Origin of the sequence: Mesorhizobium sp. XAP4, assembly GCF_029269325.1 — a bacterium.
Classification (GTDB): Bacteria; Pseudomonadota; Alphaproteobacteria; order Rhizobiales; family Rhizobiaceae; genus Mesorhizobium; species Mesorhizobium ciceri.
In genome coordinates this window covers 112687-131351 of record NZ_JARIXW010000007.1, presented here as the reverse complement: position 1 = coordinate 131351, position 18665 = coordinate 112687, and the positions used below count along the sequence as shown (strand labels likewise).

At 62.6% G+C, this 18665-nt stretch carries 16 protein-coding genes and 1 tRNA gene; 10 read left to right on the top strand and 7 right to left on the bottom strand.

What is annotated here, in order from left to right; all coding sequences use genetic code 11:
- Positions 1-24: 24 nt before the first annotated feature.
- Complete coding sequence (gene parC, locus P3C39_RS26830) at positions 25-2277, bottom strand: DNA topoisomerase IV subunit A (RefSeq protein WP_275954711.1); 2253 nt, start codon at positions 2275-2277, stop codon at positions 25-27.
- Between parC and P3C39_RS26825 the strand changes: the two genes are divergently transcribed.
- Both P3C39_RS26825 and P3C39_RS26820 read left to right on the top strand, forming a co-directional pair.
- On the top strand, positions 2233-2502 hold the full coding sequence (locus tag P3C39_RS26825) for a hypothetical protein (RefSeq protein WP_127423385.1): 270 nt from the start codon (positions 2233-2235) through the stop codon (positions 2500-2502). The two genes, parC and P3C39_RS26825, sit on opposite strands and share 45 nt — an antisense overlap.
- 103 nt (positions 2503-2605) lie before the next feature.
- Positions 2606-3796 (top strand): hypothetical protein, encoded by a 1191-nt coding sequence (locus tag P3C39_RS26820; protein WP_064995458.1) that lies wholly within the window; start codon positions 2606-2608, stop codon positions 3794-3796.
- A 112-nt stretch (positions 3797-3908) separates the two neighbouring features.
- Here P3C39_RS26820 and aspS read toward each other — a convergent pair whose 3' ends face one another.
- Positions 3909-5699, bottom strand: coding sequence for an aspartate--tRNA ligase (gene aspS, locus P3C39_RS26815; RefSeq protein WP_164920061.1), 1791 nt, complete (start codon positions 5697-5699; stop codon positions 3909-3911).
- A gap of 194 nt (positions 5700-5893) precedes the next feature.
- Here aspS and P3C39_RS26810 point away from each other — a divergent pair, with 194 nt between their 5' ends.
- The 3 genes from P3C39_RS26810 (at position 5894) to rnd (ending at position 8809) form a co-directional block, all read left to right on the top strand.
- Positions 5894-6262, top strand: coding sequence for a hypothetical protein (locus P3C39_RS26810; RefSeq protein WP_275954712.1), 369 nt, complete (start codon positions 5894-5896; stop codon positions 6260-6262).
- 75 nt (positions 6263-6337) lie between these two features.
- Complete coding sequence (locus P3C39_RS26805; protein WP_275954713.1) at positions 6338-7582, top strand: MFS transporter; 1245 nt, start codon at positions 6338-6340, stop codon at positions 7580-7582.
- A gap of 75 nt (positions 7583-7657) precedes the next feature.
- Positions 7658-8809 (top strand): ribonuclease D, encoded by a 1152-nt coding sequence (gene rnd / locus P3C39_RS26800; protein WP_127366197.1) that lies wholly within the window; start codon positions 7658-7660, stop codon positions 8807-8809.
- A gap of 55 nt (positions 8810-8864) precedes the next feature.
- Here rnd and P3C39_RS26795 read toward each other — a convergent pair whose 3' ends face one another.
- The 3 genes from P3C39_RS26795 to guaB are packed head-to-tail and all read right to left on the bottom strand — an operon-like array spanning position 8865 to position 11398.
- Positions 8865-9284, bottom strand: coding sequence for an MAPEG family protein (locus tag P3C39_RS26795; RefSeq protein WP_275954714.1), 420 nt, complete (start codon positions 9282-9284; stop codon positions 8865-8867).
- Positions 9285-9321: 37 nt separating this feature from the next.
- Positions 9322-9945: a hypothetical protein gene (locus P3C39_RS26790; protein WP_275954715.1), complete on the bottom strand. Its 624-nt coding sequence runs from the start codon at positions 9943-9945 to the stop codon at positions 9322-9324.
- Positions 9896-11398, bottom strand: coding sequence for an IMP dehydrogenase (gene guaB, locus P3C39_RS26785; RefSeq protein WP_013532286.1), 1503 nt, complete (start codon positions 11396-11398; stop codon positions 9896-9898). The genes P3C39_RS26790 and guaB overlap by 50 nt, the downstream gene beginning before the upstream one ends.
- A gap of 308 nt (positions 11399-11706) precedes the next feature.
- Here guaB and P3C39_RS26780 point away from each other — a divergent pair, with 308 nt between their 5' ends.
- Positions 11707-13125 carry an MFS transporter gene (locus tag P3C39_RS26780; RefSeq protein WP_275954716.1) on the top strand — a complete coding sequence of 473 codons (1419 nt, stop codon included), beginning with the start codon at positions 11707-11709 and terminating at the stop codon, positions 13123-13125.
- Between the two features lie 104 nt (positions 13126-13229).
- Here P3C39_RS26780 and P3C39_RS26775 read toward each other — a convergent pair whose 3' ends face one another.
- Both P3C39_RS26775 and P3C39_RS26770 read right to left on the bottom strand, forming a co-directional pair.
- The gene (locus tag P3C39_RS26775; protein WP_013532288.1) at positions 13230-13973 is read right to left on the bottom strand and encodes an RlmE family RNA methyltransferase; all 744 of its coding nucleotides are present in this window, start codon (positions 13971-13973) and stop codon (positions 13230-13232) included.
- Positions 13974-14202: 229 nt separating this feature from the next.
- Positions 14203-15561 carry a Ppx/GppA phosphatase family protein gene (locus P3C39_RS26770; RefSeq protein WP_127371660.1) on the bottom strand — a complete coding sequence of 453 codons (1359 nt, stop codon included), beginning with the start codon at positions 15559-15561 and terminating at the stop codon, positions 14203-14205.
- A gap of 375 nt (positions 15562-15936) precedes the next feature.
- On the opposite strand from P3C39_RS26770, the gene P3C39_RS26765 reads away from it, so the two are divergent.
- From P3C39_RS26765 to P3C39_RS26750, 4 genes are all read left to right on the top strand, one after another.
- Positions 15937-16869: a lysylphosphatidylglycerol synthase domain-containing protein gene (locus P3C39_RS26765; protein WP_275954717.1), complete on the top strand. Its 933-nt coding sequence runs from the start codon at positions 15937-15939 to the stop codon at positions 16867-16869.
- A gap of 187 nt (positions 16870-17056) precedes the next feature.
- Positions 17057-17130: transfer RNA gene (locus P3C39_RS26760), tRNA-Gln, on the top strand.
- Between the two features lie 151 nt (positions 17131-17281).
- The gene (locus P3C39_RS26755; protein ID WP_024505762.1) at positions 17282-17638 is read left to right on the top strand and encodes a hypothetical protein; all 357 of its coding nucleotides are present in this window, start codon (positions 17282-17284) and stop codon (positions 17636-17638) included.
- 264 nt (positions 17639-17902) lie between these two features.
- Entirely contained in the window at positions 17903-18535 is a 633-nt protein-coding gene (locus P3C39_RS26750; RefSeq protein WP_024505763.1) for a hypothetical protein, read from the top strand.
- The last annotated feature ends 130 nt before the right edge of the window (positions 18536-18665 follow it).

The following is an 18665-nucleotide window of genomic DNA, read 5'->3' as shown; positions in this document are numbered from 1 at the left end:
AGGGGGGATCGGCAGCTTCACTCGCTACCCAAATTTCCCCGTCCTCGGGAATCCCTTCGGCACCATGCGTCCGGCCGAGGCACGGGCGCCGATCCATTCAGCCAGTTCCTCGCGCGACCTTGTGAAGGTGCGGTCGGCTGAATCCTGCCAGGAAAGGCCGCTCTCAAGCGTGAACGGCTTGAGATCGAGAAGGCCGCCGTCCTTGTATTTCTGCAGCCGCACGCCCTTGCCGCGGCCCATCTCCGGAATCTCGGAGAGCGCGAACACCAGCATCTTGCGATTCTCGCCGACGATGGCGAGATGGTCGCCGGTGACCGGGATGCAGCGCTTGGCCTCGTCCGGCGCCTTGACGTTCATCACCTGCTTGCCCTTGCGGGTGTTGGCGACGACATCCTCCTCCGGCACGATGAAACCGTTGGCGTCATGCGAGGCCAGCAGCAGCTTGCGCTTCGGATCGTGAACGAAGGCGGTGACGATGTCCTGGTCATTGTCCATGTCGACGATGATGCGGATCGGCTCGCCATGGCCGCGCCCGCCAGGCAGCCGGTCGGCGCCGATGGTGTAGAATTTGCCGCCGGTGGTGAAGACCAGCACCTTGTCGGTGGTCTGGGCATGGAAGGCGAGCTTGAGGCTGTCGCCCTCCTTGAAGGTCAGCGTCGAGAGATCGGCCAGATGCCCCTTCATCGCCCGCAGCCAGCCCTTTTCCGAGACGACCACGGTGACCGGCTCGCGCTCGATCATGGCGTGGGCGATGTCGGTCAGATCGTGTTCGGGCGCGTCGGCGAACTGGGTACGGCGCTTGCCGAGATCGGTCTCCGGGCCGAACTTGTCGCGGATGTTGGTAACTTCCCACTTGATCGTCGCCCACTGCTTCTCGTTTGAAGCAAGCAGTGCCTCGATCTGCTTCTTCTCCGCGCTCAGGCCGTCGAATTCCTTGCGGATCTCGAATTCTTCCAGCTTGCGCAGGGCGCGCAGCCGCATGTTGAGGATGGCTTCGGCCTGGGTGTCGGTGAGCGACCAGCGGGCCATCATCACCTGCTTGGGCTCATCCTCTTCGCGGATGATCCTGATCACCTCGTCTATGTTGAGGTAAGCGATCAGATAGCCGGCAAGTATCTCCAGCCGCCTTTCGATCTCGCCGAGGCGATGTTTCGAGCGGCGGACCAAAACCTCGCGGCGGTGCTCGAGCCACTCCTGCAGCACGCCCTTCAGCGACAGCACGTTGGGCACCTTGCCGCGCGACAGCACATTCATGTTGAGCGGGAAGCGGCTTTCGAGCTCGGTCAGCTTGAACAGCGATTCCATCAGGATGCCGGGATCGACCGAACGGCTCTTCGGCACCAGCACGACGCGGACGTCCTCGGCGCTTTCATCCCTGATGTCCTCGAGCAGCGGCAGCTTGCGCGCCATCAGCAGCTCGGCGATCTTCTCGATCAGCCGCGCCTTCTGCACGCCGTACGGGATTTCGGTGACAACGATGCTCCAGGTGCCCCTGCCCTGGTCCTCCTGGAACCACTTCGAGCGCACGCGAAAGCCACCGCGACCGGTTTCGTAGGCTTCGAGGATCGAGGCGCGGCTGTCGACGATGATGCCGCCGGTCGGGAAATCCGGCCCCTGGACAAAGTCCATCAGCTTCGCCACCGGCGCGTCCCGGTTTTCGATCAGGTGAAGTGCGGCATCGCAAAGCTCGGCGGCGTTGTGGGGCGGGATCGATGTCGCCATGCCCACCGCAATGCCGGACGAGCCGTTGGCCAGCAGGTTCGGAAAGGCGCCGGGCAAAACCACCGGCTCCTCGTCTTCTTCATTGTAGGTCGGCCGATAATCGACGGCATCCTCGGTGATGCCGGACAACAGTTCGGTCGCCACATCGGTCATGCGCGCTTCGGTGTAGCGCATGGCGGCGGCGTTATCACCGTCGATGTTGCCGAAATTGCCCTGCCCGTCGACCAGGGGATAACGCATCGAGAAATCCTGCGCCAACCGCACCAGCGCGTCATAGATCGACTGGTCGCCATGCGGGTGGAACTTGCCCATCACCTCGCCGACGATGCGGGCGCATTTGGCAAAGCCCTGATCGGGGTTGAGCCGCAGCAGGCGCATGGCGTGCATGATGCGGCGATGGACCGGCTTCAGTCCGTCGCGCACGTCGGGCAGCGCCCGGTGCATGATGGTCGACAGCGCATAGGCCAGATAGCGCTCTTCCAGCGCCTTCTTCAGATCGACCGGCTCGATGTGATCGCCACCGCCATTTTCAGGCGGCAAAAGCCTTTTTCCCATGGGCTCGGACTAGCCGAGCGGGTGATTCGCGGCAAGAGCCCGACGGAGATACCGGCCTTTCTGCAACATGAAACCATACCCCAGCGGATGTCGGCCAACATCAGCCTGTTACATGCGGGCTCTATCGCCAAGCGCGACGATATCCGGCTATCGGCTCTTCATGACAAATTCACCGGTTTGCGCAAAGACGGTGGGATCGGGTTTGCCTTTCACCGCGATTTTTGACCAATGTGCCGGGACACGCCTTTTTCCGGTCCAGTTCGTCACGGAATGGTGATGGCGCAAATAATTGAAAAAACAATTTCAGGACACTCTCAGGGACCTTGCGATGACAATCAAACGCTCAATTCTCAAGAAACTGGCTTTTTCGACCTTCTTGCTCACGCTGCCGCTGAATGCGGCCCTCGCACAGGATACGGCAGTGGCCGACCGGCTGAAGGCAGCGCTTGTCGCACAAGGTGTCGACATCACCTGGACCGGGGTGACCGGCGACAACACCAGCATGGTGCTGCAGGGCGTCGCCATCAAACCGGCGGCGGAGAAGGAAGCGCTTCCCATCGGCGACGTCAAACTCGAAGGCGTGACCGAGGCAAATGGCGGCTATGACATCGCCACCGTATCAACGGCTGCCTTCACACACAGCAAGGACGGCGTCACCCTCGACCTCAGCCCCTTCGTCATCCACGACATGACAGTTCCGGCCGACGGCGCCACCGGCCCGCTGGGCTCGCTGATGATGTACAAGTCCGCCGAACTCTCGAACATGACCGTCAAGGTCGCCGACAAGACCGCCTTCTCGATGGACGGGCTTGCCATCGAGATCACGCCGCCGGCGGACGGCAAGGCGATGGAATTCACTGCCACCACGGAAAAATTCAATGCCGACCTGACGCTGGTGGACGATCCCAAGTCCAAGGAAGTCATCAACGCGCTCGGCTACCAGAACATCGCGGGCAATCTCGAAATGGCCGGCACCTGGCAGCCCACGGATGGCAAGATGGAACTGTCGAAATACGACATCTCGGTCGAGAATGCCGGCACGCTCGGCATGACCTTCAATCTCGGCGGCTACACGCTGGACTTCATCAAGTCGCTGCAGGAAATGCAGAAGAAGATGGCGGCACAGCCGGAAGGCGCCGACAATTCGGCGCAAGGCATGGCCATGCTCGGCCTGTTGCAGCAGCTTTCGTTCAACAGCGCCTCGATCCGCTTCGACGACGATTCGCTGACCAACAAGGTGCTGGACTATGTCGGCAAGCAGCAAGGCATGTCCGGCAAGGACATCGCCAACCAGGCCAAGGCGATCGTGCCGTTCGGCATGGCGCAGCTCAACAATCCGGAACTGACTGCGCAGGTTACGGCCGCGGTCAGCAAATTCCTCGACGATCCGAAGAGCCTCGAAATCTCGGCCGAGCCGCCGGCATCCGTGCCGTTCGCACTGATCATGGCGGGCGCCATGTCCAACCCGCTCGATCTGCCCAAGACGCTCGGCGTCACCGTCAAGGCCAACGAAGACTGATCGAAGCGATCTCAGTATGCGAAAAGCCCGGCAGCGATGCCGGGCTTTTTTGTGAGATTAGCGAATCGAAAGAATGGTTCTGGCGGTCTTTAAAGCATCGCCCGAAGCGCGATCAGGCGTCCTTCCTGGGCACGGCAACGCGCAGCGCCAGGTCGCGAAGCTGCTGCGGGCTCGCTTCCGAGGGTGCATTCATCAACAGATCATAGGCCTGCTGGTTCATCGGGAACATGGTGATCTCACGCAGATTCTTGGCGCCGAGCAGCAGCATGACGACGCGGTCGACGCCGGCGGCCATGCCGCCATGCGGTGGTGCGCCATACTGGAAGGCACGATAGAGGCCGCCGAAGCGCTCCTCGACCGTGGCGCGGTCCAGCCCGACCGTCTCGAACGCCTTGACCATGGTTTCGGGCAGATGGTTGCGGATACCGCCTGAGGCGATCTCGAAACCGTTGCAGACCATGTCGTACTGGAACGCCTTGATGCCGAGCAGGTCCTCGCCATTCAGCGCATCGATGCCACCTTGCGGCATCGAGAACGGGTTGTGGGCGAAGTCGATCTTCTTCTCTTCCTCGTTCCACTCGAAGAACGGGAAGTCGACGATCCAGCACAGCTCGAAACGCTCGCGGTCGACAAGGTTCAGCTCCTCGCCGGCACGGGTGCGCGCAGCCCCCGCGAAGGAGACGAACTTCTTCGGGTCGCCGGCAACGAAGAAGGCGGCGTCGCCATCGGCAAGGCCGAGCTGAAGGCGGATCGCCTCGGTGCGCTCCTCGCCGATGTTCTTGGCGAGCGGACCGGCGCCTTCGAGCTTGTCGCCCTCCTTGCGCCAGAAGATATAGCCCAGCCCCGGCTGGCCCTCGCCCTGCGCCCAGGAATTCATACGGTCGCAAAAGGCGCGGCTGCCGCCGGTCTTGGCGGGAATGCCCCACACTTCGGCCTTCGGGTCGTTGGCCAGGATGTTGGCGAACACCTTGAAGCCGGAATCGCGAAAATGATCGGAGACGGCCTGCATCTCGATCGGGTTGCGCAGGTCCGGCTTGTCGGAGCCGTATTTGCGCATGGCCACATCATAGGGAATGCGCTGGAAGTTCTGCGTCACCGGTTTGCCGTTGGCGAAGGTCTCGAAGACCCCGCGCATGACAGGTTCCATGGTCGACAGCACGTCGTCCTGCTCGACGAAGCTCATTTCAAGGTCGAGCTGGTAGAATTCGCCGGGCAGGCGATCGGCACGCGGGTCCTCGTCGCGGAAGCAGGGCGCGATCTGGAAATAGCGGTCGAAGCCCGACACCATGATCAGCTGCTTGTACTGCTGCGGCGCCTGCGGCAGCGCATAGAAGGTGCCGGGATGGATGCGCGACGGCACCAGGAAGTCGCGCGCGCCTTCCGGCGACGACGCGGTGAGGATCGGCGTCGAGAATTCGGTGAAGCCGACCTCGCCCATGCGCTTGCGCATTTCGGCGATGATTTTTGTCCGCGCAATGATGTTCTTGTGCAGCGTCTCGCGGCGCAGGTCGAGAAAACGGTATTTCAGCCTGATATCCTCGGGATAGTCAGGCTCGCCGAACACCGGCAGCGGCAATTCCTTGGCCGCCGACAGCACCTCGATCTCGCGGGCGAAGATCTCGATCTCGCCGGTCGGCAAATTGGCGTTGGTGGTCTCGGGCAAGCGCGCCTTGACCTCGCCGTCGACGCGGATGACCCACTCGCCGCGCACGGTCTCGGCGACCTTGAAGGCAGGCGAATCCGGATCGGCAACGATCTGGGTCAGGCCATAATTGTCGCGCAGGTCGATGAAGAGCAGGCCGCCATGATCGCGCACGCGATGCACCCAGCCGGACAGACGAACGGTCGAGCCAACGTCGCTCTTCCTCAACTGGGCACAGGTATGGCTGCGGTAACGGTGCATTGTCATTGGTAAAGTCCGGGGTGCTGGGTTGCAGGCCGAGCATCAAGCCCGGCCTCAAAATTTGCGCGAAAAGCGCATGGGAGGCCGGATTTGTCAAGGCAAGCGGCTTCGACAGGACATCCGTTGTAAACTTGGGCGGCACAATGGATAGCGATATCCTCTACCGCTACGTTTACGGCAAATGAGATCAGGATATGCAAAACCAGAAGCTCTTTCTGACACCTCAAGAGCGCAGCCGCATCGTCAACCTGCTTGACGCGGCTCGCATAGACGATTGGGCGCGGTTCAAAGCCCTCTCCGACGGTGACTTTCCGAACGACGAATCGATGCGGGAGCAGTTCGACGGATCGCGGCTCATAATCGACTACGATCGTATCGACCCGGAACAGCAATTCGCTGTTGGCGTAGATCCCGACGGTTTCCGGCTCATCACCGGTCAGTTGGCTCCGCGCGACGATCAACGGCAACAGGTGATCATGACGATCTATAGCAAGAACCTAAACGACGGCCCGTTCATAAGCGTTTGGACCTTCCAAGAAGAGTTGGACATATCCTCGCTGTAGTTTGCCGGGAATTGCTGCTGGCGTTGGCCAGGGCGATGGTCCAAGAAGGGATCACCGACACGTGATCGCCTCTTCATGTCCTCCATCCGCCCGATGATCCCGCTTCTTCTCGCCGCAGGCATCCTGCTCGGCGGCAATGGGCTGCAGAGCACGCTGATCGCGCTGCGCGGCGCGCAGGAAGGGTTTTCGGCTTCCGACATCGGCCTGATGGGCACCTTCTACTTCGCCGGCTTCCTGCTCGGCTGCCTTGCCATCACCCGCATCATGAAGGCGGTCGGCCATATCAGGGCATTTTCGGCGCTGGCGGCAATCGCCTCGGTCGGTACTTTGCTCCTGGTGCTGGTCATCGATCCGGTGATGTGGTGCGCGGTGCGTCTTGCCGGCGGCTTCTGCTTCGCCGGGCTGTTCACCATCGTCGAAAGCTGGCTGAATTCCGGCGTCAGCAATCACGATCGGGCACGCGTGCTGGCGATCTACCGGATGGTCGACATCGGTTCGGTGACATCAGCCCAGTTCCTGATCCCGATCTTCGGCGCTGGCGGTTTCGCAATTTTCGCTATCATGTCGATGATGATCACGCTGTCGCTGGTGCCGGTTTCGCTCGGCGACCGCTCCAACCCGACGCCGCCGGAGGAGGTCAAGCTCGACCTAGCGCGCGTCTGGCGGATTTCGCCGCTGGGCTGCTTCGGCTGCATCGCCGTCGGCGTCACCAACAGCGCCTTTCGCACCTTGTCGCCGGTTTATGCCGAGCAGATCGGCATGTCGGTCGCCGATGTCGTCACCTTCGTCAGCGTCGGCATCTTCGGCGGCGCCATCATCCAGTATCCGCTCGGCTACCTCTCCGACCGCTGGGACCGGCGCCGGGTGCTGCTGATGACGACCTGCTGCGCGATGCTTTCGGCGCTGGCGCTGGTGTTCATCGCCGGTAGCAATCCGCTGCTCAACTTCGTCCTCGTCTTCATCTTCGGCTGTTTCGCCATGCCGCTCTATTCGTTGTCGGCGGCCCACTCCAACGATCGCGCCGACACCGGCGAGTTCGTGCTGATCAACGCGGCGCTGATGCTGTTCTATTCCTTCGGCGCGATCGGCGGCCCGTTCGCCGCCTCGACGGCGATGCAATATTTCGGACCGGGCGCCCTGTTTGTATTCAGCGCGGTGGTCTACGCGATCTTCATCGCCGTCATCCTTTACCGCATGCAGGCCCGGTCCGGCGTGCCGGCAGGCAGGCGCGGCCGCTTCATTGCGCTCCTGCGCACTTCAACGGTTTTCGCACGGCTGGCCAAAAGAAACAGCGATTCCGATGGGCCGGCGGAGCCGTGACCACGGTGCCAAAGCTTGACGAAAGCCCCGGCGGCTGAAATCTAGGAAGACCTTACTCCTGCCAAAAGCGATTTGATGCACGTCATCACCACCCAGAAAGAACTCGAGACCGTTCTCGCCGCTTTCGAAAAGTCGGATTTCGTCACTGTCGACACCGAATTCATTCGAGAAACGACGTTTTGGCCGATCCTGTGCCTGATCCAGATGGCCGCTCCCGGCGTGACGGCACTGATCGATCCGCTGGCTCCCGATATCGACCTGAAGCCGTTCTTCAGGCTGATGGCCAACGAGGCGGTGGTCAAAGTCTTCCACGCCGCGCGGCAGGACATCGAAATCATCGTCCATCTCGGCGATCTGGTTCCGCATCCAGTGTTCGACACGCAAGTGGCGGCAATGGTCTGCGGCTTCGGCGACAGCGTATCCTACGATCAGCTCGTGCAGCGCATCACCGGGGCGCGGCTCGACAAGTCGTCGCGCTTCACCGACTGGCGCCACCGGCCGCTTTCCGACAAGCAGCTCGACTATGCGCTGGCCGACGTCACCCATCTGATCGAGGTCTATCAGCACCTCAGCGCCGAACTGGCGCGGGAAAACCGCGCCCATTGGCTTAACGAGGAAATGGAGGTCCTTACCTCCCGCGAAACCTATGATCCGCATCCCGAGGACGCCTGGAAGCGGCTGAAGATGCGGCTGCGCAAGCCGCAGGAACTGGCGATCGTGCAGGGCGTTGCGGCGTGGCGCGAGCGCGAGGCGCGCGAACGCGACGTGCCGCGCGGCCGCGTACTCAAGGACGATGCGATCTACGAGGTGGCGCAACAGGCGCCGCGCGACGCGGCAGCCCTTGGCAAGCTGCGCACTACCCCAAAAGGCTGGGAGCGCTCTTCGACGGCAACGGCGCTGCTCGGCGCGGTCAACACCGCCCTTGCCTTGCCCAAGGAGCAGATGCCGAAACTGCCAAAGAGTTTCCAGCCGCCCGAGGGCTCGAGCGCCGCGGCGGAACTGTTGAAGGTGCTGCTGCGGATCGTCGCCGAAAAGGAAGGCGTCGCGTCCAAGGTGCTGGCCTCCAGCGACGACATCGACCGTATCGCCGCCGAGGGCGAGGAAGCCGACGTGCCGGCCCTGCAGGGCTGGCGGCGCGCGGTGTTCGGCGAGGCCGCGCTCAAGCTGGTGCGCGGCGAGATCGGCATCAAGTTCGACAAGCGCAAGATTGCGGTGTTCGATCTTTAGACGTCCCTCGCGGACTTTCCTTCTCCCCTTGCGGGAGAAGGAAAAGGTGCCCTGCTCAGACCATGCCGAGCAGGTGTAGCGCGAACCAGATCCATCCCAGCAGGAGAATCACCGCACTGACGAAGAACGACCGGCTGCGCAGCAGCAGATTGTTGCTGGTCAGGTGAACCCAGGCGTGGAAATAGCGCGATGCGACGAAAATCCACATCAGCGCCAGGGTCAGATAGTTGACGCCGTTGGTCAGGTGCAGCGTCAGGCACAGCACATAGAACAGCACCGGCAGCTCGAACTGGTTGGTGAGATTGGCGGCAACGGTAACGCTGGAGGCCGGCTCGGTCGAACGCACCTTGAAATGACCGGGCTTCGCCTCGCCTGACCTGATTGCGCCGTATCTGCGGCGACCCAGGACGCAGTAGACGATGTAGATCAGCAGCACATGCGCCAGAACAGGCCAGAAGATCGTGGTCTGGTTCACCAAGTGTCCCCTAGCGGGCTGAGCTTTGCGCGCGGCATCAGGCCAGGCGTTTCTGGCCTGCCAGCCAGAAGGCGGCAATGACGATCACCGGGATGGCGAAAAGCGCGAATTTGGTGACGGTGAGCGCCGAAGCCAAAGACAGCGAGTCCGGATTCGCCGACAGGAAATCGGACAGAAGCCGCGCTACCGCGATGTTCTGGGCGTAGTCGGCAAGCGTGTAGGGCAGCACCAGGACCAGCGCGAAGATCGACTGCAGCTGCACCGGCTGCACGCGGAAAGCCTTCAATCGCCGGCCGGTGGCCAGGATCAGGCTGACCAGCGTCACAGACAGCAGCGCCGGGAACAACAGATCGAAGGTCAGATAGTGCCAGACGAGAATGATCTCGCCGCCGCGCCGGCCGAGTGCCGTCAGCCAGGCCATGCCTTCGTCCGGAGTGAAACCGAAAATACGCATGTCGAGTGATGGCAAGCCGCCGCTCAACTGGCGGAAGTAGAGGAATTCCATACCCGTCATGGCGATGAAAACGACCGCCGACAGGAAACAGAGTGCGCCTGCGTGGCGCGGCAGCCGCAGGATCGTTGCCGTCAGGCTCCGCCCGAGCCCGTACTGGTCAGGCTCCGCCGGGATAGTTCGGGCTTTCGCGGGTAATCGTGACGTCATGGGCGTGGCTTTCACGAAGTCCGGCATTGGATATGCGCACAAAGGTGGCGCGCTCGCGGAAATCGGCAAGGTCGCGGCCACCAACATAACCCATAGCGGCTTTCAGCCCGCCCGCAAGCTGGTGCAGCACACCAGACACAGGTCCCTTGTAGGGAACCTGCCCTTCGATGCCTTCGGGGACCAGTTTCAGCGTGTCGCGCACCTCGGCCTGGAAGTAGCGATCGGCGGAGCCGCGGGCCATGGCGCCGACCGAGCCCATGCCGCGATAGGCCTTGAAGGAGCGGCCCTGGTGCAGATAGACCTCGCCCGGGCTTTCGTCGGTTCCGGCCAGCAGCGAGCCGATCATGGCCGCACTGGCGCCTGCGGCGAGCGCCTTGGCCAGATCGCCGGAATATTTGATGCCGCCATCGGCGATCACCGAGACGCCGGATTTGTGCGCCGTCTCGACCGCCGACATGATGGCTGAGAGCTGCGGCACGCCGACGCCGGCAACGATGCGGGTGGTGCAGATGGAACCCGGGCCGATGCCGACCTTGACGGCGTCGGCGCCGGCGTCGATCAGCGCCTGCGTGCCCGCGGCGGTGGCGACGTTGCCAGCCAGGATGCGGACGGAGTTGGATAGTTTTTTCGCCCGCGTGACGGCGTCGAGCACGCGCTGCGAGTGGCCATGCGCGGTGTCGATCACCAGAAGGTCGACGCCGGCATCGATGAGGCGTTCGGCGCGCTCGAAACCGTCATCGCCGACGCTGGTGGCGGCGGCGGCGCGCAGGCGGCCCTGTGCGTCCTTGGTGGCGTGCGGATTGAGCTGCGACTTCTCGATATCCTTGACGGTGATCAGTCCGACGCAATTGCCTTGCCTGTCGACGACGACCAACTTTTCGATCCTGTGCTGGTGCAGGAGGCGCTTGGCCTCGTCCTGGTCGACGTTCTCCTTGACCGTGATCAGGTTGTCACGGGTCATCAGTTCATGGACCTTCTGCGCCGGATCGGACGCAAAGCGCACGTCGCGATTGGTCAGGATGCCGATCAGCCGGCCGATCTTGTGGCCGCCGCTGCCGCCGTTCTCGACCACCGGAATGCCCGAGATCGAATAGCTGCGCATCAGGCCCAGCGCGTCGGCGAGCGTCGCGTCGGGGCCGATGGTGACGGGATTGACCACCATGCCGGATTCGAATTTCTTGACCTGCCGCACCTGCTCGGCCTGTTCGGCCGGCGAGAAATTGCGGTGGATGACGCCAATGCCGCCGGCCTGGGCCATGGCGATGGCAAGCCGCGCCTCGGTGACGGTGTCCATCGCCGCCGACAGGATCGGCACATTCAGGTCGATGTCGCCGGCGATGCGGGTGCGGACATCGGTTTCGCCAGGCATGACCTCGGAATGACCCGGCTGCAGCAGCACGTCGTCAAAGGTCAGCGCCAATGCGCCGGTGGACGTTTCGATGATTTTTGCCATGGCCAGTCCCTTGAACATAAAAAGCGGTGGGGGAATACAAAAAAGCGCTGGACCGGAATGGACAGCGCCGACTCGTTTCTTCCCTTTCAGGATTGGCGCTGGCTGGTACCACGTCCAAGCACCGATGAAAAGCGGATGATTTCACGCTCCCGGAAAGGTGACTTTCCGGCGAAGGGATGCCACCTGTGGTTGCCGGTCGCACAAAAGTGACAGCAAATTAATGCGACATCCCGGCGAAGGCATGGTAACCGCCCGCCTCAGGGCCGACATGCAACCGGCAACGCAACATTCAAGTCTGGACGCGTTCCTTGAACCGCACCATCCCGCTTATATTGGCGGTCGCCCTTTTCATGGAAAACATGGATTCGACTGTTATCGCGACATCGCTGCCGGCGATCGCCGTCGACATCCACACCAGCCCGATCGCGCTCAAGCTGGCCCTGACCGCCTATCTCGTCTCGCTGGCGATCTTCATTCCGATTAGCGGCTGGATGGCCGACCGTTTCGGCGCCAAGAATATCTTTCGCGCCGCGATCGCCGTCTTCATCGTCGGCTCGATCGCCTGCGCGCTCTCCGGTTCGCTGCCGCCTTTTGTGGTCTCGCGCTTCCTGCAAGGCATTGGCGGCGCCATGATGACACCGGTCGGGCGGCTGGTGCTGGTGCGCGCGACACCAAAAAGCGAACTCGTCGCGGCGATGTCCTGGCTAACCGTTCCGGCGTTGGTCGGACCGTTGGTCGGGCCGCCGGTCGGCGGCTTCATCACCACCTACTTCACCTGGCACTGGATCTTCCTGATCAATGTGCCGATCGGCCTGATCGGCATCTGGCTGGCGACGCGTTTCCTGCCGGAGACCGAATCGATGGAGACGCCGCCGCTCGACTTCCTCGGCTTCGTGCTAAGCGGGCTGGCGGCATCCGGCGTGGTTTTCGGCCTGTCGGTGGTGAGCCTGCCCTATTTGCCGCCGGCCACCGGCCTTATCACCGTAGCGGTCGGCCTGCTGTCGGGCGCGCTCTATCTGCTGCACGCGCGGCGCGCCAAAAATCCCTTGCTGGCGCTCGAATTGTTCCGCAACCAGGTGTTCCGCTCCTCGGTGCTTGGCGGCGGACTGTTCCGCATCGGCATTGGTGCCGTGCCGTTCCTGCTGCCGCTGATGTTCCAGATCGGTTTTGGCCTGACGCCATTCCAGTCCGGCATGATCACCTTCGTTTCGGCGATCGGCGCCATCGGCATGAAATTCGTCACCGCGCTGATCTTCCGCGTCGCCGGCTTCCGCCGCGTCCTGGTTGTCGGTTCTCTGGTCGCCGCCGCCTCGATCGCCATCAACGGCCTGTTCACACCCGACACACCCTATCTCTTGATGCTGGCCATGCTGCTCGTCGGCGGCTTCATCCGCTCGATGTTCTTCACCGGCGTCAATGCGCTCGCCTATGCCGAGGTTTCGGCTGAAGACACCAGCAAGGCGACACCGATCACGGCGGTGTTCCAGCAGTTGTCGGTCGCGCTCGGCGTGGCGCTGGCCGGCGGAATCCTGGAAGTGTCCACAAGCCTGCACGACCGATCACTGACGCTGGCGGATTTCCACACCGCGTTTTTCGTCGTCGCGGCGATTTCGGCCGCCGCGTCGCTGTCGTTCATGCGGCTGGCGCCCGATGCCGGCAACGCCATCTCCGGCCACGGCCGCCTGACCACACCCAAGACGCTGGAAACGAGCACGGCGGGGAAGTAGTTCCCTCTTGCCTTCTCCCCTGTGGGAGAAGGTGGATCGGCGCGAAAGCGCCGAGACGGATGAGGGGTGTTCCAGCGGAGTGAAACGTTGGCGCTCCCTGGAGCTCATCCGTCGCCTTCGGCGACACCTTCTCCCAGGGGAGAAGGAAGATCTCGCCCTTTGAAATCCTTGGCCAGCAAATAAAGCTCGACCGATTCATCCCGCGACGCCGGCGGCTTGACGTGATGGACCGAGCGGAAGTTCTTCTTGAGCATGGAGAGCAGTTCGTTTTCGGCGCCGCCCTGGAAGGTCTTGGCGAGGAAATGCCCGCCCGGTTTCAGGACGGAGAGCGCGAAATCGGCCGCCACCTCGCACAGATGCATGGTGCGGATATGGTCGGTCCGCTTGTGGCCGGTGGTCGGTGCCGCCATGTCGGACAGCACGATATCGGGATCCCCACCCAGCGCCTCGGCCAGCTTCTGCGGCGCCTGCGGATCGAGGAAATCCATCAGCAGCACCGGTGCGCCGGGCACGGCGTCCATTTCGAGATAATCGATGCCGATGACATGCGGCTTGTCGGCCGTCGATTTCGTCCGCGCGGCGGCGACCTGGCACCAGCCGCCGGGGGCCGCACCGAGATCGATCACCTTCATGCCGGGTTTCAACAGATGATGCTTGTCGTCGATCTCGATCAGCTTATAGGCCGCGCGTGAGCGATAACCGTCAGCCTTGGAGCGCTGGACATAGGGATCGTTGATGTGGCGCTGCAGCCAGCGGCGCGACGATTCCTTCAGCCCGCTCTTCTTCTTGATTCGCGTCTTCAGCACGCGAATGCTGGCGGATCCTGGTTTTTCCGGTTTCTTGGTCATTGCCTGATTTCTGGTCCGGGTTTTCTCGCTCGTCGAGTTGTGTTCATTTTTCGACGTCTGCGCGTTTCGTGAACGGCTTCCCCCACTCCGTCTCGGCTTCGCCGAGCCACCTCTCCCCCCTCCGGAGGGAGAGGAAGGGAGCCAGCCTGCATAAGTTCACGCCTTTCCTCTCCCCCGTCGATCGGGGGAGAGGTGTCGAGCGTAGCTCGACGGAGTGGGGGTCGACTGTTCACGCTCTGCCACGCCCATCGTTGCGCCAGACGCCATCATCGGCCATCAGTTCGCTCAAAATACCTTCGCGCAGGCCACGATCGGCGACGCGCAGCCGCTCGGACGGCCATACGGCGCGGATCGCTTCGAGGATAGCACAGCCGGCCAGTACCAGATCGGCGCGATCGGCACCGATGCAAGGGTTGGCGCAGCGCTGCTGGAAATCCCAGCCAACCAGTCTTTCTACCATGCGGTCGACGCTGTCGCGGTCCATCCACAGCCCGTCGACACGGCGGCGATCGTAGCGCTCGAGTTCAAGGTGGACACCGGCCAGCGTCGTCACCGTTCCGGACGTGCCCAGCAGATGGAAATTCGGGCTGGCCTTGAGATGGCTCAGCCGATCGCGACCGTCGAAGCTGGCCAGCCGGCCGGCAACGTCATCGACCATGGCGGCGAAGATCTCGCGCGTCACCGTGCGGCCGCCAAAGCGCTCGGCCAGCGAGACGACGCCGACCGGCAGCGACGTCCACGACACGATATGATTGGCCAACCTCGGCGAACGGCGGCCGGCGAGATCGATGAGCGCGATTTCCGACGAACCGCCGCCAATATCGAACAGCACGACGCCTTGGGTGTCGCGCTCGACCAGCGAGCCGCAGCCGGACACCGCCAGCCGCGCCTCGGTCTGGCGGTCGATGATCTCGAGCTTCAGGCCGGCCTCGCGTTCGACGCGGTCGATGAATTCGACGCCGTTTTCGGCCGTGCGGCAGGCCTCGGTGGCGATCAGCCGGGCTTTTCTGATCTTGCGGTTGCGCAATTTGTCGCCGCAGATTTTCAGCGCCTCGACCGCGCGGTCCATCGCCGGCTGGCCGAGCCGGCCATTGGCGGTGAGCCCCTCGCCCAGCCGGACGATGCGCGAAAAGGCGTCGATGACGCGGAACTGGCCATGCCGCGTCGGCACGGCGACCAACAGCCGGCAATTGTTGGTGCCGAGGTCAAGCGCCGCAAACACCGGAAGCTCATGGACCGGCGGCCGACGGGCGCCTTGTTCCGGCCGCGGCTCAAGAGCGGCGGGCGAGACCGCCGCTTCCGCCGGTCTGTGGGCCTCCGCCGCCGGGGCACCGGTTTTGCCTGGCGCCGGCGATCGATTCTCCGCGGGACGCGCTTCCTCGCGCGCAAAAACCTTGCGCCCGCGCCTTCGCTTGCGCCGCTTCTTGGGCTTGCCTTTGTGGGGTGCGTCGCCCGCCTGCCCGTCTGCGGAGCGGAGCTCCGTCGGGCGGCGTTGCTGCCAGCTTGCGTTCCCCGGGTCAGCCGACCGCTGGGAAGCGCTGGACACGCCCACCTCCGGCGCGCCGGCGCCGGTATCGTGGTCTTCCACTGTCGTTCCTTCCGGCGCCGCGCGAACCTATGATGGACGCAGCAGGCGCTTCAGTGTTTTAAGTTGTCGCCAGATTAACAGCGCCGTGCCCGATCACCAAGAGCCGCATGCCGAATTTTACCGGCAGGCCGCTGACCGCCGTTCCGGCGCGGCCGCGTGATGGATCCGCACGCCGCAGTTGCCGGCGCAACGCCTGCCGGCATCTCTTTCGGGCGCCCCACGGACAAATCTTGCCGGCCGCCGCTGCGACAAGGGTTCGCGGTTGAATAGCCGGCTTCGATGAGGCATTTCTGAAATGAGCGGAAGAATCCGGCGCAGCCGGCCTCCCACCAGCCACGAAAGGAAGCGGACCCCGCAACGCATGGCAGTCAGGCAATGAACTGGAGACGCTATTTCTGGCCGGTCGTCGGCATCGCGGCGGTGATCTTCTCGCTGCTGCTGCTCTGGCACGAACTGCGCGGCATTTCGCTCGACGATGTATGGGACGGTATCACGGCCATTCCGACCCGCGGCTGGATCCTTGCCGCGCTGAGTTCGATCATCGCCTATGCCTCGCTCGCCGGCTACGATCACATCGCGCTTCTGCATATCGGCAAGCGCGTGTCGTGGCTGTTCGTCACGCTGTGCTCCTTCACCACCTATGCGCTGTCGCACAACATTGGCGGTTCGGTGTTCTCGGGCGCCGTCATCCGCTACCGCGCCTACGGTACCAGGGGCCTGACCGGACAGGATGTCGGCGTGCTGGTGGCGGTCTGCTGGATCACCTTCGTGCTGTCGACGATTTTGGCCTCGGGCCTCGTTCTGGTGTTCGAGCCTGAGATACTCGACCGATTTTCCGGCATCGCCCATCATGGCCTGTCCGAAGCGGCCGGTATCGCGATGCTGCTGCTCGTCGCCGCCTATGTCTTCGGCAGCTGGCTGCATCTGCGCCCGCTGAAGATCGCCAGCTTTCAGCTGCATTATCCGGCGCTGCCGATCGTCGCCCGGCAGTTGCTGATCGGCCCGATCGAACTGCTGGCCGCCGCCGCGATCATCTTCTTCGCCCTGCCCGCGGCCCACAATCCCGGCTACTTCGTCATACTGGGCGTCTTCCTCGTCTCCTTCTCGATCGCGCAGATCTCGCATGCGCCGGGCGGACTCGGCGTGTTCGAGGTGGTGTTCCTCGCCGGCCTGTCGGACATGGATCCGGTCGGCGTGCTGGCGGCGCTGCTGGTGTTCCGGCTGTTCTACCTGATCGTCCCGCTGATTCTGGGTCTGGGCGTGGTGTTGTTCTTCGAACGCTCGCAGTTCAGCCGGACGGAGCCTTGAAGGCTGGAATTGGACTGGGCGCCGCGCGCCGGCATCTGAAGTGTGGCGTCCTGTCGAAACGTGCCATTGAAGCACAGAGCAGGCTTGACTATTTTCCGCTGGCGGCTACAAGGCAGCGCTCACAGCGGCTTGCCCGCTCGGCCCGCACGGTTTTCACGTTTATCGTGATATTCAAGATCGTGCCTGCTGGGGAATAGGTTAACGGTAGACCCACGGACTCTGACTCCGTTAGTCCTGGTTCGAATCCAGGTTCCCCAGCCACTCCTCTTCTCTCGATCAAAACAATCACCAACGCTCATCATCGTGAAATGCTCCCTGGCGACCACCTGACGGGATCCCAGCTATGGTGGGTTGCGGCGGGGTGACATTTATAGGATCGTCAAAGGATCGAAATTATCGAAGGAAGAACGGAATGCGCGCTTTGGTCTTCATCGGATTTCTGATGTTCGTTACTTTCTTGGTTGGCTGCACGACAGACAAGGGGAATGCCAGTCAAACCCAGACTGCGGAAGACAAGGCGCAGTGTACCGGCTTTGGTTTTAAACAAGGCACGGATGCTTTTGCCAATTGCATGATGAAGCTTTCGTCGCAGCGACAAGGCCAACAGCCCCAAGATCACGATGCACTCCTTCGCCGGTATAAGTCCTTAAGTATGGCTCGGCGCGGTGATGATCGGTATCCTGTATGCAGCGCCTCCGACATGGACAATGAACTCGATACTTCGGCAAATAAATGGATTGGCCCCAATTGCCAGATGGCACCAGATTAAGCGAGTGGAGTGCTGTACCAGCGACCCCGTCGAACGCGCCAAGCGTGAAATTCAAGACACCGCCAGCAACACCAGTCGATCCGACGAGCCGGCATATTTATTCCGGCGTTCGCCGCATCGCGCGCCGTGTCGTCACTTACCCTGCCTTCCTGTAGGCCGCCTCGGCTGCGTGATTTCCTTCGATGAAGCCGAGGCCGATTCCGGTCGCGCTCCACTCCCGGCACCCGGCCTCTGCTACATCGAGGAGCATGGAGCAAACGCGTAATGGTCAGTGACAGCCGATTCATTCTCGAACGCATCAGCCAAGGCTGCGTGACGCTCTCCGACGACGAATTCGTCATCGACAGGCTGGTCAAGTATTTCGGCAATGGCAGGATCCGCTGGCACGTCGAATTCCGCGGGCATCGCATCGAGCTGACGACAGGCCAGCTTAAGAAGCAGCCGACCTTCCGCAGGAAGATGCTCGAACAGACAGGGGTGCTGCCGCCCCAGCGTGCCGGGACCAACTACAGGCGATGGGCACTCGATCTGAGGAAGAATGCCGTCGAGCTTCCTTGGCGGGATAGGCCGGTGGATAGCGGCTTCGCCATCGACAGGCTCGCCAGCCACGGCGACGGGCGCTGGACGGTCGAATATCAGGGCAAGACCATCAAATTCACGACGACGAAACTCCGCAGGCAGGTGAGTTTCCGCAAACGCATGCTGGCCAAGGCCAAGGTGCTGCCGCCCGAGTTGACCCCGGCTGCCTATCGGAAGTGGATGGACTGGCTCATTCAAAACGCCACCGAGGCTGCTCCGCAGGCCGGCGATGCCTTGATGACCGAGAAAAGCTGGCTTGACGACCTGCCTGAGCTAGCCGGCTGGCAAAATGAAACGGTGCCCGAAGAGACCGGCTAAGGGCGGTAGTATCCAAATGCAAGCAGCGATGGCACTCGTTGCGTTTGCCATGCCTGCCAGTTTCGGCACACATTGATGGCGAAGGAGTCTGACCAGAGCTGGCTCGCTGGCAATCAGAATTGAAATGAGA

What these genes read in the sequence shown, in the direction of transcription:
- parC (WP_275954711.1), bottom strand. Translation starts at nt 2,277, where the DNA reads ATGGGAAAAAGGCTTTTGCCGCCTGAAAATGGCGGTGGCGATCACATC.
- P3C39_RS26820 (WP_064995458.1), top strand. Translation starts at nt 2,606, where the DNA reads ATGACAATCAAACGCTCAATTCTCAAGAAACTGGCTTTTTCGACCTTC.
- aspS (WP_164920061.1), bottom strand. Translation starts at nt 5,699, where the DNA reads ATGCACCGTTACCGCAGCCATACCTGTGCCCAGTTGAGGAAGAGCGAC.
- P3C39_RS26810 (WP_275954712.1), top strand. Translation starts at nt 5,894, where the DNA reads ATGCAAAACCAGAAGCTCTTTCTGACACCTCAAGAGCGCAGCCGCATC.
- P3C39_RS26805 (WP_275954713.1), top strand. Translation starts at nt 6,338, where the DNA reads ATGTCCTCCATCCGCCCGATGATCCCGCTTCTTCTCGCCGCAGGCATC.
- rnd (WP_127366197.1), top strand. Translation starts at nt 7,658, where the DNA reads ATGCACGTCATCACCACCCAGAAAGAACTCGAGACCGTTCTCGCCGCT.
- P3C39_RS26790 (WP_275954715.1), bottom strand. Translation starts at nt 9,945, where the DNA reads ATGACGTCACGATTACCCGCGAAAGCCCGAACTATCCCGGCGGAGCCT.
- guaB (WP_013532286.1), bottom strand. Translation starts at nt 11,398, where the DNA reads ATGGCAAAAATCATCGAAACGTCCACCGGCGCATTGGCGCTGACCTTT.
- P3C39_RS26775 (WP_013532288.1), bottom strand. Translation starts at nt 13,973, where the DNA reads ATGACCAAGAAACCGGAAAAACCAGGATCCGCCAGCATTCGCGTGCTG.
- P3C39_RS26765 (WP_275954717.1), top strand. Translation starts at nt 15,937, where the DNA reads ATGAACTGGAGACGCTATTTCTGGCCGGTCGTCGGCATCGCGGCGGTG.
- P3C39_RS26755 (WP_024505762.1), top strand. Translation starts at nt 17,282, where the DNA reads ATGCGCGCTTTGGTCTTCATCGGATTTCTGATGTTCGTTACTTTCTTG.
- P3C39_RS26750 (WP_024505763.1), top strand. Translation starts at nt 17,903, where the DNA reads ATGGTCAGTGACAGCCGATTCATTCTCGAACGCATCAGCCAAGGCTGC.